This window comes from Caulobacter vibrioides, from assembly GCF_002310375.3.
GTDB lineage: Bacteria > Pseudomonadota > Alphaproteobacteria > Caulobacterales > Caulobacteraceae > Caulobacter > Caulobacter vibrioides_D.
In genome coordinates this window covers 3,583,068-3,598,823 of sequence record NZ_CP023315.3, presented here as the reverse complement: position 1 = coordinate 3,598,823, position 15,756 = coordinate 3,583,068, and the positions used below count along the sequence as shown (strand labels likewise).

General features: G+C 67.5%; 15 protein-coding genes. All 15 read left to right on the top strand.

From position 1 onward, the window contains the following. Nucleotides 1-2: 2 nt before the first annotated feature. The 15 genes from CA606_RS17005 to CA606_RS16935 all read left to right on the top strand — a co-directional run bounded on the left by CA606_RS17005 (nucleotide 3) and on the right by CA606_RS16935 (nucleotide 15,752). Complete coding sequence (locus CA606_RS17005) at nucleotides 3-1,511, top strand: phage portal protein (protein WP_096053450.1); 1,509 nt, start codon at nucleotides 3-5, stop codon at nucleotides 1,509-1,511. A 9-nt stretch (nucleotides 1,512-1,520) separates the two neighbouring features. Next, entirely contained in the window at nucleotides 1,521-3,545 is a 2,025-nt protein-coding gene (locus tag CA606_RS17000) for a prohead protease/major capsid protein fusion protein (protein WP_096053451.1), read from the top strand. Between the two features lie 156 nt (nucleotides 3,546-3,701). Next, the gene (locus tag CA606_RS16995) at nucleotides 3,702-4,043 is read left to right on the top strand and encodes a DUF2190 family protein (protein ID WP_096053452.1); all 342 of its coding nucleotides are present in this window, start codon (nucleotides 3,702-3,704) and stop codon (nucleotides 4,041-4,043) included. A 53-nt stretch (nucleotides 4,044-4,096) separates the two neighbouring features. Continuing rightward, nucleotides 4,097-4,723 (top strand): hypothetical protein, encoded by a 627-nt coding sequence (locus tag CA606_RS16990; protein WP_181242661.1) that lies wholly within the window; start codon nucleotides 4,097-4,099, stop codon nucleotides 4,721-4,723. 3 nt (nucleotides 4,724-4,726) lie between these two features. Further along, nucleotides 4,727-5,071 (top strand): head-tail joining protein, encoded by a 345-nt coding sequence (locus CA606_RS16985; RefSeq protein ID WP_096053455.1) that lies wholly within the window; start codon nucleotides 4,727-4,729, stop codon nucleotides 5,069-5,071. Next, the gene (locus tag CA606_RS16980) at nucleotides 5,071-5,787 is read left to right on the top strand and encodes a DUF6441 family protein (RefSeq protein ID WP_096053456.1); all 717 of its coding nucleotides are present in this window, start codon (nucleotides 5,071-5,073) and stop codon (nucleotides 5,785-5,787) included. Before CA606_RS16985 ends, CA606_RS16980 begins: the two co-directional genes overlap by 1 nt. Before the next feature lie 3 nt (nucleotides 5,788-5,790). Next, nucleotides 5,791-6,210: a hypothetical protein gene (locus CA606_RS16975; protein WP_096053457.1), complete on the top strand. Its 420-nt coding sequence runs from the start codon at nucleotides 5,791-5,793 to the stop codon at nucleotides 6,208-6,210. A gap of 15 nt (nucleotides 6,211-6,225) precedes the next feature. Then, nucleotides 6,226-7,518: a phage tail tube protein gene (locus CA606_RS16970; RefSeq protein ID WP_096053458.1), complete on the top strand. Its 1,293-nt coding sequence runs from the start codon at nucleotides 6,226-6,228 to the stop codon at nucleotides 7,516-7,518. A gap of 50 nt (nucleotides 7,519-7,568) precedes the next feature. Next, nucleotides 7,569-7,982, top strand: a complete 414-nt coding sequence (locus CA606_RS16965; RefSeq protein WP_096053459.1) for a hypothetical protein — start codon at nucleotides 7,569-7,571, stop codon at nucleotides 7,980-7,982. 173 nt (nucleotides 7,983-8,155) lie between these two features. Continuing rightward, entirely contained in the window at nucleotides 8,156-8,329 is a 174-nt protein-coding gene (locus CA606_RS16960) for a DUF7697 family protein (protein WP_423752947.1), read from the top strand. After that, complete coding sequence (locus tag CA606_RS16955) at nucleotides 8,326-10,731, top strand: phage tail length tape measure family protein (protein ID WP_181242660.1); 2,406 nt, start codon at nucleotides 8,326-8,328, stop codon at nucleotides 10,729-10,731. Before CA606_RS16960 ends, CA606_RS16955 begins: the two co-directional genes overlap by 4 nt. 11 nt (nucleotides 10,732-10,742) lie before the next feature. Then, nucleotides 10,743-11,426, top strand: a complete 684-nt coding sequence (locus CA606_RS16950; protein ID WP_096053461.1) for a hypothetical protein — start codon at nucleotides 10,743-10,745, stop codon at nucleotides 11,424-11,426. Then, a complete protein-coding gene (locus CA606_RS16945; RefSeq protein ID WP_096053462.1) occupies nucleotides 11,423-12,055 on the top strand; it encodes a hypothetical protein in 633 nt (210 codons plus the stop codon). Before CA606_RS16950 ends, CA606_RS16945 begins: the two co-directional genes overlap by 4 nt. A gap of 11 nt (nucleotides 12,056-12,066) precedes the next feature. Next, entirely contained in the window at nucleotides 12,067-12,462 is a 396-nt protein-coding gene (locus CA606_RS16940) for a DUF6950 family protein (RefSeq protein ID WP_096053463.1), read from the top strand. Beyond that, nucleotides 12,462-15,752 (top strand): phage tail protein, encoded by a 3,291-nt coding sequence (locus CA606_RS16935; RefSeq protein WP_181242659.1) that lies wholly within the window; start codon nucleotides 12,462-12,464, stop codon nucleotides 15,750-15,752. The genes CA606_RS16940 and CA606_RS16935 overlap by 1 nt, the downstream gene beginning before the upstream one ends. The last annotated feature ends 4 nt before the right edge of the window (nucleotides 15,753-15,756 follow it).

Here is a 15,756-nt window from a genome sequence, read left to right as displayed (position 1 = left end):
CCATGAAGCTGGGTGACTTGATCGACCGCGTCATCGAGCCCTTTGCGCCAAGCCTGGCCCGTAAGCGCCAGGCTGAGCGCATGGCCCTTGAGGTGCAGCGCCAGTACGACGTCGCCGCGTATGGTCGGCGAACGCAAGGCTGGCGCAGGACGGCGGGCAGCGCGGATCGAGAGATCCGCCAAGGCCTGAAGGGCGCACGAAACGCCGCGCGCGAGCTGGTGCGCAACAACAAGGTGGCGTCGGCCGCACTGCGCATCATGACGTCCAACGTCGTCGGCGACGGGATCTCAGCGCGGGCGCAGCATCCCGACGAGGCCATCCGGCGACGCGCCCAGGACGAAATGGACCGCTGGGCTGAAAGCAAGGTCGACGGATTCCAGGACTGGTACGGCTGCCAAAAGCTCCTGTTTCGCGGCGCTGCTGAGGGCGGCGACATGCTTCAGGTCTGGGAGCCCGATGACAAAGGGCCTGACGGCTTCATTCGGGTTCTTGAGGGCGACTATCTGGACGAGACGCTGAACGAAGACCGCGCCGGTCATGCGCGTATTGAACAAGGCGTCGAGTTTGATGATCGGGCGCACCGCGCAGCCTACTGGCTGTTTGATCAGCATCCTGGGCACAACGGCGGCTCCTGGGGGCGCTCGCGGCGCTTTCTGGCCCGACACGTCGACCATGTGTTCGAGCCCCTCAGAGCAGGCCAGGCGCGCGGGATTTCCTGGTTCGCGCCGGTCGCCATGGATCTGCGCGACATCCAGGACGCCTGGGATGCGCGACTGATGCAGTTGAAGGTCTCCGCATGTCTGGCTCTGGTCCTGACGCCCGGAGAAGGTAGCGGCCCGACCAATCCGTTCGGCGAAGAGGCGGCGGGCGGCGAAGGCGGCGGTGATGGAAAGCGCCGACGCGAGCCTGAGACCATCCGCCCTGGGATGATCCTTCGAGCGCGTCCCGGTGAAACGGCGACGACGGTTCAGCCGCCTGCAGGCGGCGATAGCATCGCCTTCATTCGGCAGCAGATCGCCGCCGTCAGCGCCAACCTCGCCCCCTATCATCTGATCAGCGGCGATGTGAGCCAGGCGAACTACTCAAGCCTCCGAGCCGCGTTGCTGGGCTTCTGGGCCAATCTGGATGATTGGCAGCAGAATATGATGATCCCGTTCGTCTGTAACCCGGCGTTCCAGCGTCGGATGGCCCGGCTTGCGCTGGATACAGGCGACACGCGGTTCCTGCAGGTAAAGCCGGTCTGGGCGCCTCCGCCCCGCCGGTTCGTGGATCCTCTCAAGGACGGCTTGGCCGAAAAGCTGGAGATCCGCTCGGGCTTCAAGAGCATGCCGCAATCGCTCAGTGAGCGGGGCCTGTTCTGGCAAGAACATGTCGACCAGATCGCCGAGTTCCTCGCCTTCGCGGACGAGAAAAAGGTGGTCTTCGATACCGACGCGCGGCGCGTGGACGGATCGGGCGGCCTGCAGCCTGCCGTCGGCTACCTGGCCGGCAACACCGACAACCAAAACTAGGAGCCTGCCATGGCCTTGCCCGCCAAGGGTAAGGGCAAGGTGCGCAAGCAAACCCAGCTGCAGACGCAGCGTCGGGATGCGGTTGCCAGCACCTATGACCCTGAGAACCATACCATCGAGCTGACGGCGGCGACCTCGACGCGCGTGCTCCGCTACAGCTGGGATTTCGGTCCCTACTGGGAAGAGCTCGACATGACGCCGCAAGCGCTGGACGCGCGGCGCCTGGACGCGGGCCAAGTCCCCCTGCTGGACACCCACGCCCGTTGGACGATCGACGATCAGCTGGGCGACATCGTCGCCCACCGCTTCGACGCCGAGGGTTTGGTCACTACGGCCAAGTTTGGCCAGGTCACCGAGCGCAGCAAGAACGCCGAGGCGCGCGCCGCCGCCCGAGAAATCAAGGGTGTCAGCATCGGATACAACCCCAAGCGCATGGTGCGCACGGGCGAGGAAGACGGTGTCCCGATCTTCCTGGTGACCCTCTGGGAGCTGACGGAAGTCACGCTCTGCCCGGTTCCGGCCGATCCCGTTTCAGGGGTGCGATCGGCGGAAGACATCCACCCCTGCATCATCGACATGGAGACCCGAGACATGGATCCGGAAGACGAAAACCAGGCCGGTGACCCGGCTACGACGGCGGAAACCCGCACGCCGTCGCCCGCGCCGACTGGCGAGACCCGGGCCGCGCCCTCGGCGCCCCTGGTGATTGATCAGGGCGCCCAGCCCGGTGCGAACGCCGTTCGCATGGACGCCGTCCAGGCGCTGACCTTCGCCGAACAAGCCCGCAGCTTCGGTATCGACGACGGCCAGGTCCGTACCTGGGTGACTACCCTTTCGCCTGACGCGGCGCGTTCGGCGCTGCTCAATGCCGCCGCCGAACGTCAGAAGACGGATGCGCCGCTCACGCCGGCAATGTCGGGCGCGCGGATCACGGTCGATGAGCGTGACACCATGCGCTCGGCGATCGAGGGCGCGCTGATGTACCGCTATGAGCCGGAACGGTACGAGCCGAAGGGTGCTGCGCGCGAGTGGATCGGCATGAGTCTGCTCGAAATGGCCCGCGCCAACTTCGAGCGTAACGGCGATCGCAGCGTTCGCGGTATGAACAAGCGCCAGCTGGCCAACCACGTTTTCGAACGCCAGCACACGACCAGCGACTTCCCCTCGGTCCTCAGCAACGTCGCCAATAAGACGCTTCGCGCTGGGTACGAGGCCTCGCCGCAGACCTTCCGTGCTTGGCAGCGCCGCGCCACGGCGCCCGACTTCAAGCAAATCACCCGCCTGCAGATGGGCGGCGCGCCGTCGTTCCTGCTGGTTCCGGAAGGCGGCCAGTTCAAGATGGGGACCATTGGCGAGGGCAAGGAAGTCTACGCCCTGGCGACCTACGGCCGGATCTTCACGATCTCGCGCCAGGTGCTGATCAACGACGACGTCGATGCGTTCACCCGCATCCCGACCATGTTCGGCCGGGCCTGCGCGGACTTCGAAAGCGACGCGGCCTATGCGCCGCTTATCGCCAATCCGAACATGGGCGACGGCGTGGCGCTGTTCCACGCTTCCCATGGCAACCTGGCTGGTTCGGGTGCTCTGCCTGGCGAGACCACCTGGCAAGCGGCGGAAACCGCCTTCGGCGCTCAGGTGGGTATCGAGGGCCGCCTCATCAACATCCTTCCGGCCCATATGATCGTGGCGACCAAGGATCGGGTGCCGGCGCTCAAGCTTCGCGGTTCGACGGTCTCGCAAGCGGCTGGCGCCACCCCGGGCACCACGAACGTTTACGAAAACGGCTTCAACGTGGTCGTCGAGGCTCGCCTGGGTCGCGGCGCTGCCGCTACGCCTTGGTTCGCCGCCGCCAACTACAATCAGGTCGATACCATCGAGTACTGCTACCTGGAGGGCGACAACGGCGTCTATCTCGAGGAAAAGCAGGGCTTCGAGGTTGACGGCATCCAGATGAAGGCCCGCACCGATTTCGCGGTCAAGGCCATCGACCACCGTGGCCTCTACATGAACCCGGGCGTCGCGCCGAACTAAGCCGCCCGCTTCCTATCCGATCCTCCCTGCCTCCGAAGGGCCGCCCGCTGTGGCGGCCCTTCGGCTTTCTGGACCCGCGCAGATCTCCAAGGCCGCCCTGCGCGGCCTTCGACGTCTTCGCCGGAATCGTCCGGCTTCCATCGAAGGACCAGACCCATGAAGAACTATGTGATGCACGGCGACGCGATCGACGTGACGACGCCCGCCGGCGGCCTGACCTCTGGCGTGGGCGCCCTGATCGGCGTCATGTTCGGCGTCGCCAAGCTGACGACCGTCGCCGGCGATCCGAACGTCCTGGTGACGACGGGCGTGCTCGACATGGCCAAGGAAGGCGCGGGCTCCGGCCAGGCCTGGGCGGTCGGCGATCTCGTCTACTGGGACAACACCAACAAGCGCCTGACCAAGACGTCCTCGGGCAACACCAAGGTCGGCTACGCCGTGGATGTCGCCGTGACGACCGCCAACGTCGGCCGCGTTCGCCTGGTGCCCATCATCTAGCGCGCCGGCCCGCGTCGCCTTCCTTCCCTTCCAACTGACCAAGGAGCGCCTAGATGCGCACTTATGCTTGCTTGGCGGCCGTCTCGGCGCTCGCCTTCCTCGCCGCCGAAACCGGTTCGGGCTCAACCCCGCCGGAAGCGCCGCCCGCCCCCACGCCGGACGAGATCGAAGCGGCCGAGAAGGCCCGCGCCGAGGCCGTCGAGATCCTGGCCAAGGCCAAGGATGACGCCGCCGCCCTGCTGGCGGAGGCCGACCAGGTGACCAAGGATGCGGCCGACGCCAAGGCGCGCGCCGACGAGCTCGCCAAGGAAGCCGCCGAAACCAAGGCCAAGGCCGAGGCCGAAAGCAAGGCCGCCGAGAAGGCCATCAAGAAGGCCAAGGCCGACCAGGCCGACCTCGAAAAGGCCCTCGCCGACGTCGAATCGGCCAAGGGCGATCTGGCCGCAGCGCAGGCTGCGCCGGAACCTTCGCCCGCCGCCGAGCCCGCCGAGCCGTATGAAGGCCCGCGCGAGGTCATCGTCTGGGCTGCACCCGGCCACGCCATGCTCGCGGTGGGCATGATGGTCAGCGTTCCGGCCGATGAGGCCGAGGCGCTCCGCGCCCGTGGCCGCGCCCGCATCGCCGCGCCGGAAGAGGTCGAAGACGCCGGCGACGACATCCCCGAACTGCAGGGGCTGTAGACCGTGGCCTCGCCGGCGGAGCGCCGTGCGCAGCTGCTGGAAGCCGCCTACCGCACCTGGGGCGAGCCGGCGGGCTGGATCTCGTCGATCGGCGAGGTTCTCACGGGCATCCGAGTGCGTCGCATGGAGGAGGATGCGCCAGTCGATTTCGGCTCGAACAGCCGCGCGATCGTCGAGCGCATCGTTCTTCGCGTGCGCGCCTCGGAGGTGCCCAGGCCGGCCAAGGGAGATCGCGTCGAGATCCTGGACGGCGACGGCGGGGTCATCGCCGCGTACCTGGTCGCCGATCGGCCCCAGCGCCTGCGCTTTGGGATGGAATGGAAGGTCGAGGCCGAGGAGGCGATCTAATGCGCCCCTCGCTGCAAGGCCCCCGCTCCAAGGATATCGCCAGCGGCCTGGAAGACGACCTGGCGCAGATCCAGACCCGGGCTATGCGCGAGGCCGTCACGCTTTTTCGCGATGACCTTCGCGCCGAGACCCAAGCCGGTCTGATGAGCGCGCGCCTGCCGAAGGTCTGGCGCATGAAGGCCTATCCGGAGGTCGGGGCCAGCCTCGACCCGGCCGGCTGGGTCTATGTGCGAGGCCCTCGCCTGGGCGCGCCCACGGTCGGAACGCCGGCCGCTGTGCTGCTGGACGCCTTCGAGAAGGGCGTTGCAATCTCGGCGCGTCGCGGCGGCTGGCTGGCTATCCCGACCGATGCGGCGGGCAAGCGCGCGCCGGTTCCCGGAGCGCCGACACGCGGGCGCGGATCTCAGCAGGCGCGCATCACGCCGGCGGGCTTTGAGCGCCGCACCGGGATGAATTTGCGGTTTGTGCCGCAAGGCCCGGCCAAGGCCCTGCTGGTGGTCGACAACGCCCAGCGTGAGCGCAGCAGTCGCGGATCTCGCGCGGTGCCCTACACGGGCCGGGGGCGAGGCGCGAAGCTGTACGGCCCGGCCGGTCGGACCATCGTGGTCTTTACGCTGCTGCGCCAGGTGCGCCTGCCCAAGCGCCTCGATTTCACCGGGCCGGTCCAGCGGGCGAACCTGCGCTGGGAGGGCCTGCTGTCAAAGCATTGGAGATAGGCCATGCCGGTCACTGCGCCGCGCCAGTTGCAGATCCTGGAAGGCCTCGAGGCCGCGCTCAAATCGGCCTTGGGCGACATTGAGTTCGCCCGCAACGATTTCACGGCCGCAGACCCCGCCGAGGTCGCGCGCGTCAACATGTTCGACGGCGACCCAGGCCCTCCGGTCGAGGAGCTGCTGGGCGGCCCGAAAACCTACCGCCACGAAATCCCGCTGGAGATCGTCCCCAGCAGGATCGGCGGCGTCGCCGAGATCCACGCCATCCACGGCCGCGTGAAGGCCATGGTCAAAGCCGATCGGTTCCTGACCGGCCTCGTCGATTTTCTGGACCTCTCGGAGGTCGCGAGCGTCCCGGTTCCGATCAGCGAGGCCCAGGCCCTCGAAACAGGTCTGGCGAGCCTCATCGCCGAGTACACCCTCTAACCACGGAGAACTGACATGGGCGCTCGAGCTCGTGGTGCGAACGTCCTGGCGGCGCTCGCTTTCGCATCGACCTATGGGGCCGTTCCGGCCTCGGGCTTCTACAACATCGAGGGCGCGGATCTCGGCGACCTGGGCGACAAGCAGGGCCTGATCCCCGATGACCTGTTGGGCTCCGGCCGCGAGCCAAACCAGCCCACCGACGACGTCATCAACAATGGCGCGTCCATGACGGTGCCGGTCGATACGCGCCTGCTGGGTCTGTGGCTGCGGCTGCACTTCGGCGCGCCGGCGACTACGCAAGGCTATCCGGCGATCGGCTCGATTACGTTCAACGCCAACCCGGCCGCGAATGACACCATCACCGTGGGCGGCCAGGTCTTCACGTTCAAAACGTCGGCGCCGACTGCGAACCAGATCCTGATCGGCGCAACGCTGGCAGACACCATCCGCAACACGGTCTGGGCGCTGAACGAAAGCGCCGTCGCCGGCGTCGCCGCCGCCAGCTATTCCACCGACCGGGAGTTCAAGAGCGTCTCGATCGAACACAAGACGATCGGCACGACCGGCAACACCTTCGCCCTGGCCGCCTCCGCCGCTTCGGTCTCAGGGGCTACGCTTTCGGGCGGGTCTGCGACTGGGCCTTACAATCACGTCTTCACGTCCGGCGCCCTGGCCCTGCCGAACGCCGCGATCGAGATCGGCCATCCGGAAGTGCCCTCGTTCCATATGAACTACGGCGTCATGGCGAACACCGGCTCGATCGGCCTGCAGCGCTCTGGCCTGCTGAACATGGTCCAGGCCGTGATCGCGCAGGGTGAAAAGCTGGCGACCGACACGACGGCCGCCGGCGTGCCGACCGTGTTCAACAATGGCGTGGTCGAGCGGTTCGCCCAGGGCGCCGGCGACATCCTGGATCGCGGCGTCCCGCTGGCCGAGCTCGTCTCGGGCGAGGTCAACTGGAACAACAATTTGGAAATCGCCGAGAACGTCCGTGAGGACGGTCGGATCGACGGTGCGGATCCGGGTCAATTCCAGGCCGGCGCACGCATGACCATGCGCTTCAAGGATCGCCTCTACTACGACCTAGCCCGGGCTCGAAAGGATCTCGACCTGGCCTTCCGTTGGCGCCGGGCGGCGGCTTCGCTCAAGATCCGCCTTCCCTCGTTGCGGATCCCCGCGATGGTCGCCAAGCCCGTCAGCGGGCCTGCGGGCATCCAGCAGACCTATGAGGGCACGGCCTACCGCCACCCGACCCTGGGTAAGACCCTGATCATCACCCTGGTGAACGACGTCGCCAGCTACGCCTAACCCCGCGCGCCGATGCGAACGCCGTTCGCATCGGTCGCCCAGGAGCCTCCATGCTGAACCTGAGAACCGGGCCATCGTCGCCCGAAAACGCCACGGTCGACCTTCCGCAGGGCGGCCGGCTGATCATGCGCCCGTGGAAGTCGGGCGTGCGCCTGGCGGCGGTGCGCCGCTATCGCAAGGCCTTCGAGGAGACCGGCGACGAGGACCTGGCCGACGTGGCCTATGTGCTGGGCGCGGCGGTCGCCGGCGTCGTCGGCTGGGAGGGCATCGGCGTCGACGGCGCGGACTCCGAGCCGGTGGCCTTCAGCCGCGATCTTCTGGGCGCGCTCGAGCAGTTGATCGAGGATGACTTCGAGGTCTTCACCGCGATCAAGAGCCAGTACGTCGTCCCCGCCCTGGATCGGGAGGCGGTAAAAAACGTCTCGTCGCCTCCGCACGCTGGTGGTTCGCCGGCGGAGGCCTAGAGGATAGCGAACCCTTCGTCAGCCGCTGGGGCGGGCGCGACTACTGCGGGGCGTGTGAAACGCCTTGCGAGGGCTGTCCGCTGACGTCCGTCCTCGCGCCCGGCCCTGACGGCGAGCCGGCTGTTCAGTCCGCGCCGCCGAGCCCTGAGCTCGATGAGGCCTGGGGCTTGATCGTGGACTGCGCTCACCAGGTGCGATGCGCCCCCATGGGCGGCGTGGTCGGCCTGGACTTCGGGGCCATCCTCGCCCTGGCCCAGGCGCGCGGCGCCGACACCGCCCTGATCGCCGAGGTCCTGCCCGGCGTGGAGGGCTTCATCACCTATGCTTGGAGCCCGCCCCCGTCATGACGACGCGCCAGATTTCCTATCGTCTGAAAGCGGACGGCAAGGCCGAGCTGCAGCGCGACGCGCGCGACGTCGGCGATGCGCTGCAAAACGCCGGCGATCGGGGCGCGGAAGCCTTCGGCCGCACCGCCAGGAGCCTGCAGAACAACGGCGAGCTCACCGACCGCCAGATCACCAAATACAAGGCGCTGGCGAACGCCGCCCGCGAGGCCGAGCGTGCCGAAGAAGCGCAGCGGCGGGTGAACGAGGCGCTCGGCGTCGGTCGTGGAACAGGCTTCAAGGCCTCAGACTTCATGACCGGCGACGAGCTCGGCGGAAAAGCGCTGACGCGTGGCCAGCGCGCCGGGCGGCTCAACTTGGCCCGTCAGGGCGCCGATGTCTTCACGACCGGCATGATGGGGATGGACCCCGCGCTGATCGCCATCCAACAGGGTCCGCAGATCCTGGACGCAATGGCCCAGGCGGGCATCAAGGCCACTCCTGCCGTCATCGCTCTGGGCGCAGCTGTCACCGCGACGGGCGCGGCGGTGATCGCGCTTGGCGCGGCCGGCGCACAGTACGAGAACCAGCAGGTCAAGGTGAATGCCTCCGTCGCGGGCTTCGGGGCTGCTCTGCAGATATCGGCGGCGCAGTTGGACGGATATGCCCGCGCTGGCGCTGACGCGGGCGATGTCAGTGTCACCTCTGCGACCAACATGGCCATGGCCTATATCGACACCGGCAAGGTCGGAGGCCAAGTACTCGGCGATCTGATCGGCCTGACCAAGCGATATGCGCTTACGACCAAACAGGACATCGACGCCGCAACCCAAGACCTAGCCAAACACTTTTCAACGGGTTCGAAGGGTGCGGAAGAGCTGAACGACCGTTTGCATTTCCTCAATGCAGCTGAGCTTGAGCATATCAAGAACCTCTACGACTCCGGTCGCGAGACGGAAGCGCAGCAGCGGATGATCGACGGCCTCAACAGGCGCTTGGTCGATGCAACGACTGCGACTTCGGGTTGGGACTACGTTCTTCAGGGCTTGGGTCGAACGGCCGAGGATGTTTGGCGCAAGGTTGGTCGCGCGATCGCGGTCGCCATGGGCGGCGGCACTGATCAGGAAAAGCTCAAGCAGCTCCTGGATCAGCGCAACATGGCGCGGATCAAGGGATGGTCGACGCAAGAGATCGATCAAGAGATCGGAACGGTGCGCGGTCGGATCAGCGCCCAGGTCGCTGAGCAGGCTAGGGTTGCGGCGAACGTCCGTGACACCGACCGGGCTGCGATCTCGGCTCGGTACCGCGACCCCAAGGTCCAGGCCCTGCAGGACAAGCAGAATGAGCTGACGAAGTACCTCGGGCTGGGCGGAGACCGAGGCGATACGACCGCGAAGGCAATCCAGGCCGACATCGACGCTCTGAAAAAGGGCTACGGCTCTGCGGCCGACATGGCCACCAAGTTGGAGGCCGCGCACAACAAGGCATTACGCGAGGGGAGCCGGGCCGATCGCAAGCGCGAGAGCGACGCCCGGAAGGCTGAGCGCGAGGCCGAGGAGGCCATTCGCTTGGACGGGATGCGAGCCGATCACGCGGTCGACAACCTGCGTCGCATCGCCCAGGCGCGCGGCGACGAAAGCACCCTCGACTACCTCGAGCGTCAAGGTCGCCTGCAGGACGAGATCAATCGCTATCTGCGCGAGGGCTTCAACCTCACTCAGGCGACCGCCAACGCACGGGCGCAGATCACTGCGGAGATGAGCGCCGAGGCGGAGGCCAGGGCCAAGGGGCTTTCTAATCCTGACGGCTTCGTCTCGGCGGACGCTCGCATCGCGGCGGCTCTCAAAGACGCGAACATCAAGCCCTTCAGCGCGATGGATGAGTACATCGAGCGCTTCAGGCTTTCGACCAGGTCCGCGTTCGAGGACGGCCTGATGTCTGGGATCATGTCGGGCAACTTCTGGGACGCGTTCCGCGATCGCCTGAAGTATGCGGCGGCCGACGCCCTAGCGCGTAGCTTTGCGACCAACTTGTTCGGATCGGATGAACCCGGAGGCAAGCCCGGCAAACTGGTAGCCTTGGCTTCCAAACTGCTTCCGAAGTTCGCCTTCGCCACCGGGACTGACTACGCGCCGGGCGGACTATCGCTGGTCGGCGAGTACGGGCCGGAAATCGTCGATCTGCCGCGTGGCGCGGGCGTCCGCACCGCCGCTGCGACGCAGTCGATGCTGCAGAGCCTGGCCGGCCGGGCCGCCAACGCCTCGCCGGGGGAAGTGGTCAATTTCCACTACAGCCCGACCTATCGCCTGCAGGGTACGGCCGAGGAAATCCGCGCCATCCGCGTGGAGATCGACCGGGACCGTAAGGCGTTCAAGGAGAACGCGGTCGCCGCCTATATCGACGCCAAGAACCGGCGCAGAGTCTAACAGGAGCCGACATGCCCACGTTCCCGCTCGCCATGCCCTCCAAGGGGCCTGGCGCGATAACGTTCGAGCCTCGCCGCGTCGATCGCTTGTCGCCAACATCGGGCGCGCGCGTGTCGTCCGTCGCCTCTGGCTGGCCGCTCTGGTACGGCAAGTACACCCTGGGCAAGGGCCTGGGCGCGCCCGGGTCGGACGAGTGGCGAGCCTTCGTCAACCGCCTGGACGGCCCGGGCCGCTACTTCCTGGGCCGTGACTATCGCCGCCCCTACCCTCTGGCCTATCTCGAGACCCAGCTGGCGGGCCTGGCGCGCGCCGCCGGCGGGGCTTTCGATGGGGCGGCGTCGACCTGGTCCAGGGCGACGAGCTCGGAGAATGAGCCCCAGCTGGTGCTGTCGGGCTTGCCCGCCAACATGGTTCTCAGCCTGGGCGACTATGTCGGCTTCCGCTGGACCACGGGCGGCGAAGACCGGCGCGCCCTGGTGCGCGTCCAGGCGGCGGCACAAGCGACCGGCGAAGGTTGGGCGGAGCTCATCGTCCGGCCGGCCGTGCATCTGATCGTCCCGCCGGGCGCGGTGGCGCATTTCGACAACCCGGCCTGCCTGATGAAGTTGATCCCCGGCGAGACCGAGCTCGGCGACGTCGATCGAAGCGGATCCATTTCGGGCGTTGTGGCCGGCATCCAGGACCTGGCGTCATGAAGGTGTTCTCAACGGCGGCGCTCGAGGCGCTGGAGGCTGGCGGGGCCATTGTCACCGGGGCGGTGCAGATCGTCACCGCGCCCAACCCGGTGCAGGTCTGGGGCGGCTTTGGCGTTCTGACCTTGGGCGACCTGGTCTTTCAGGGCATCGGCGATCGGGGCCTGGCTCAGGTCTCGGCCGGCGCCCTGGGCGGCGCAGCGCAGGAAACGACCTTGACGCTGAGCGGCCTCGAGCCTGCCGTCCTGGCGCTGCTGGACCAGACCGCCATCCGCAACGCGCCGACGGTCATCTGGCGGCTGCTGTTTGATCGCAATGGCCAGACCTTGCTGGACGCCAAGGTGTTTACGCGAGGCCGGCTTGACCAGCTGGTGAGCGACGAGACGGTGGGCGGCGAAGCGACGCTGAGCGCCATGATCGAGGGCGCAGCGCGCGGGCTGGGGCGATTCCGCGGTCGCATGCGAAGCGCCGCCGACCAGCAGCTGAACGCTCCAGGCGACGATGGTTTCAAGGCCGTCAGCTACGCCGGAACCAAGACCATCTACTGGGGCGGTAAGATCCCCTCGACTGTCACGTCCGTGACCTATCCGGCCGTCGTTGCCGGCGGCTACCTCGACAAATTCCAAGAGTAGGACGGCCCGCCATGGTCCGCGATTACGAGGCGCTGCACTTGTTTGTGGCGTCGCACATGCGAACGCCGTTCGCATGGGGAGAGCACGACTGCGTCACCTTCGCGGCGGGCGCGGTCCAGGCGCTGACGGGCGAGGATCCCTTGGCGGTCTATCGCGGCCAATGGCGATCGGCTGCGGAGGCGACCCGGCTGATCGCCAGCCTGGGCGGCCTGGAGGCGGCGGTGGGCGCCGTCTTGACGCCGGTCGCCCCTGGGCATGCCCAGCGCGGCGATGTCGCCGGCTGGCGGGATCTGGAAGGCCGGCTGCAGCTGGCCATCGTTGAAGGTGACACCCTGGTGGGGCCCGGCGAGCGCGGACAAGAGCGCTTGCCGAGATCCGCCATGGTTCTGGCGTGGAGCGCGGGCTGATGATCTCCCCAAAGCACGCTGCGCGCCTGCGCGTCTTCGCGGTCACGGCGGTCGTGGCCCTGGCGGCGCCGACGATGGCGCATGCCGACCCAATCACCACGCTGATTGTCTCGGCGATCAATGTCGTCGCCGGGGCCGGTATCGCGGCGGCGGTCGGCAACTTCCTGGTCGTCTACGGCTCGATCCTCTATCAGGCCGCCGCCACCTTCGCGCTGTCCAAGGTGAGCGGCTCCAAGGCCGCCGCCGCGCGCGATCGGCAGGCCTCGGTCCAGCAGCTGTCGGTGGGCGAGGTTCCCCGCGAAGCGATCGTGGGCGAGGCCGGGACGGGCGGCTCGCTTGTTGACGCCTATTGGTTCGGCGGTGCGAACGGCACGGACTGGAACGTCTTGGTGATCGCCGTGGCTGATCACCGCTGCCACAGCCTGGTCGGCTTCTATGAGGGCGACAACTATCGCGCCTTTTCGGGTGACGGCTTTGTCGCCGGCTATAACAACCAGCTGCGCGTCTACTGGCGCGCCGGGACGGCGACCGACGCCGCGCTGCCCTCAGACCTCTCGGGCCTGGGCCCAGCGACCGCCACGGGCGCGCTGCAAGGCGTGGCGCGGGTGATCGTGGCCTACAAGGCCGACGCCCCCGATGCGAAGAACCCGATCTGGACCACGGGGCGCCCCAGCTTCCTTTGGGTGGTCAAGGGCCTGCTCTGCTACGACCCGCGCAAGGACAGCACGGTCCCGGGCGGTTCAGGTGCGCATCGCTGGGATGATCCCAGCACCCGCGAGTGGACCGAAAACACAGAGATCTGCCGATACAACATCAGTCGCGGCGTCTACTTCCTGGACCAGGTGGATCAGCCCGCGTCGCTGATGCTGGGTCGGGGTCTGTCGGCCTATGAGGCCCCGCCCGCCCGCGTCTTCGCGCCCGCGAACCTCTGTGACGAGGTCGTCTCCTGGACCGACACGGCGACCGGCCTGACCTATAACGAGCCGCGCTACCGTGTCGGCGGGGTGATCAGCGCCGACCAGGACTTCAACACGGTTGAGCAGTGGTTCGCCGACGCCATGGCCGGCTTTGTGATCCAGCCGGAGGGCGGCGTGGCGGTCGAGCCAGGCCAAGCCAAGTCGCCTGTCGCGGCGATCACCGATGATGACCTGGTCGTCGGCGGATCGGTGCAGTGGTCAAACGAGGTTTCCGACGCGGACCGCATCAACAGCGTGGTCGTCAGCTATGTCGAACCCAGCCAGAAGTTCGCCATGACGACGGCGGGCGTGCTGCGCGACGACACCGACATTCTGAGCGACGGCGGCCCTAAGGAGACCTCTCTCTCGCTGAACCTGGTGCGCCATCGCAGCCAGGCGCTGCGGATCGGCGAGATCAAGCGGCGCGGCGCCCGCCTCGAGCGGCGCGGCCTGCTGACCCTGCCGCCGAAATTCGCCGGCCTCGAGGAAGGCGACTGGATCACCTACACGTCCGACTACCGGACCAAGGGCGAGACGGTCACCATGCGCGTCAACAAGTACGCGCTCGACGAGGCCTGGCGGAACACCCTGGTGCTCGAGGAAACCGCCTATGCGGTCTATGGCTTCGGCGCCCTGGCGGTAGAGCCTGCGCCGACGCCCGTCGTCACGCCGGTGGGGGCTTTGGCCCTGGCGGGTGTTGCGGCGACGGCGATCACCTTGACGGGGACGGACGGCAGCGCGCTGCCCGCCGTTCGCGTGTCCTGGACAACGCCGGTGGACGCGGCGATCACCCAGATCCGCGCCGAGATCCGGCCGAACGGCGGAACGGACGTGACGCCGACGACGACCGGCGAGGTCAGTGCGGGCGTCATGAACGTGACCGCCGGCGTGCCGTCATCCGGCGTGATCCAGGTGCGCCTGGTGCCCCTCGGCGCGCCTGGACGGGCGATCACGCCCAGCAGCTGGATCACCTTGACGACGGGCGCCCTTGTCGCGCCGCCCCTGACGCCGGACACCACGCCGCCAGGGGCGCCGTCTTCGATCTCGGCCGACACGTCCATGGGCTCGATCTTCCTGCGCTGGACCGATCCGTCAGACGCGGATCTCGACAAGATCGAGCTTTGGGAATCTAGCTGGAATGATCGGTTCACGGCGCAGAAGGTGGCCACGGTCGCGGGATACGCCGGCGGTCGCAACGGCTGGACGCGATCGGGTCTGGATAGCGGTGTAACCCGCTACTACGCCCTTCGAGCGATCGACCGTTCGGGCAACGTCTCGGGTTGGTACCCGGCCGGGCCGACGGACATGTTCGCAGCCACGACCGACAGTCTCGCAATCGCCGACTTCCCAGCCGATCTTGAACCGGTCGGCGTCTTCCCGACCCTGCCCAGCCCTTCGGGCTACGCTGGCCCCAAGACCATCCGCGTGGCGAGCGACGGCAAGCTCTATCGCTATGTGGCCGGGGCCTGGGTCACGGGCGTGGCGGCGGCCGACATCGCCGGCACGATCGGCGATAGCCAGATTGCGGCGCTGTCGGCGGTCAAGCTCGCTGGCCAGATCACCACGACGCAAATTCAGGACGGCTCGATCCAGACCCCCAAGCTGGCGGCTGGGTCCGTGGCGGCGGGCAAGATCGCGGCGGGCGCTGTCTCGGCGCTGGAAATCCAGTCAGGCGCCATCACGACCACCAAGCTGGCGGCCGGGGCGGTGACGGCGAACGAAATCGCGGCGGGCTCGATTACGGGCGACCGGCTGACCGCCGGGACCGTGAGCGCGGCTTATATCGGGGCGGGCGCTGTCTCGACCGACAAGCTGGCGGCTGGCGCGGTCACGGCTGACAAGGTCTCGGCGTTCTCGATCACGGCCGACCGCTTGGTGACGGGGCAGCTTGATACCTACTACATCAAGGCCGGGGCCATCGCGAACGCTGGGCTCGTCGATTGGTCGGGCTCGACTCTGTTGTCGGCGTCGGCCGGATCTCCGTCGGTGATCGGTTCGGGGATCAGCGTCGAGGTTCGGGGCGGCGGCGGGGCCTACACGACCATCCAACTGACCTACTACGTCGCGGCTGTGAACGACGATCTGGTCAATCAGGTCGGGCTCTGGATCAACCTGGCTGTAACCGGCGGGTTCGGGTCGTTCTTTACGGGCTGGGACGCCGCGCTTGTGGAACCCGGCAACCCGGCGACCCTGACGGTTCCCGTGCATCTGCGGTTGCCCGGCTCTGGCTACATCAACTTCACGCCCGTGGCCTTCGCCAACCCGGCGGGCGGCTCGCCGCAACTGTACGTCAACCGCGTGAAGCTGCTGCCGACCGCGATCTACAACGGATAGGGAG

Excerpts from the sequence above, each read along its gene's own strand:
- CA606_RS16990 (WP_181242661.1), top strand. The coding sequence starts at position 4,097 with ATGCGCACTTATGCTTGCTTGGCGGCCGTCTCGGCGCTCGCCTTCCTC.
- CA606_RS17005 (WP_096053450.1), top strand. The coding sequence starts at position 3 with ATGAAGCTGGGTGACTTGATCGACCGCGTCATCGAGCCCTTTGCGCCA.
- CA606_RS16995 (WP_096053452.1), top strand. The coding sequence starts at position 3,702 with ATGAAGAACTATGTGATGCACGGCGACGCGATCGACGTGACGACGCCC.
- CA606_RS16945 (WP_096053462.1), top strand. The coding sequence starts at position 11,423 with ATGAAGGTGTTCTCAACGGCGGCGCTCGAGGCGCTGGAGGCTGGCGGG.
- CA606_RS16970 (WP_096053458.1), top strand. The coding sequence starts at position 6,226 with ATGGGCGCTCGAGCTCGTGGTGCGAACGTCCTGGCGGCGCTCGCTTTC.
- CA606_RS17000 (WP_096053451.1), top strand. The coding sequence starts at position 1,521 with ATGGCCTTGCCCGCCAAGGGTAAGGGCAAGGTGCGCAAGCAAACCCAG.
- CA606_RS16975 (WP_096053457.1), top strand. The coding sequence starts at position 5,791 with ATGCCGGTCACTGCGCCGCGCCAGTTGCAGATCCTGGAAGGCCTCGAG.
- CA606_RS16935 (WP_181242659.1), top strand. The coding sequence starts at position 12,462 with ATGATCTCCCCAAAGCACGCTGCGCGCCTGCGCGTCTTCGCGGTCACG.
- CA606_RS16950 (WP_096053461.1), top strand. The coding sequence starts at position 10,743 with ATGCCCACGTTCCCGCTCGCCATGCCCTCCAAGGGGCCTGGCGCGATA.
- CA606_RS16955 (WP_181242660.1), top strand. The coding sequence starts at position 8,326 with ATGACGACGCGCCAGATTTCCTATCGTCTGAAAGCGGACGGCAAGGCC.
- CA606_RS16965 (WP_096053459.1), top strand. The coding sequence starts at position 7,569 with ATGCTGAACCTGAGAACCGGGCCATCGTCGCCCGAAAACGCCACGGTC.
- CA606_RS16940 (WP_096053463.1), top strand. The coding sequence starts at position 12,067 with ATGGTCCGCGATTACGAGGCGCTGCACTTGTTTGTGGCGTCGCACATG.
- CA606_RS16980 (WP_096053456.1), top strand. The coding sequence starts at position 5,071 with ATGCGCCCCTCGCTGCAAGGCCCCCGCTCCAAGGATATCGCCAGCGGC.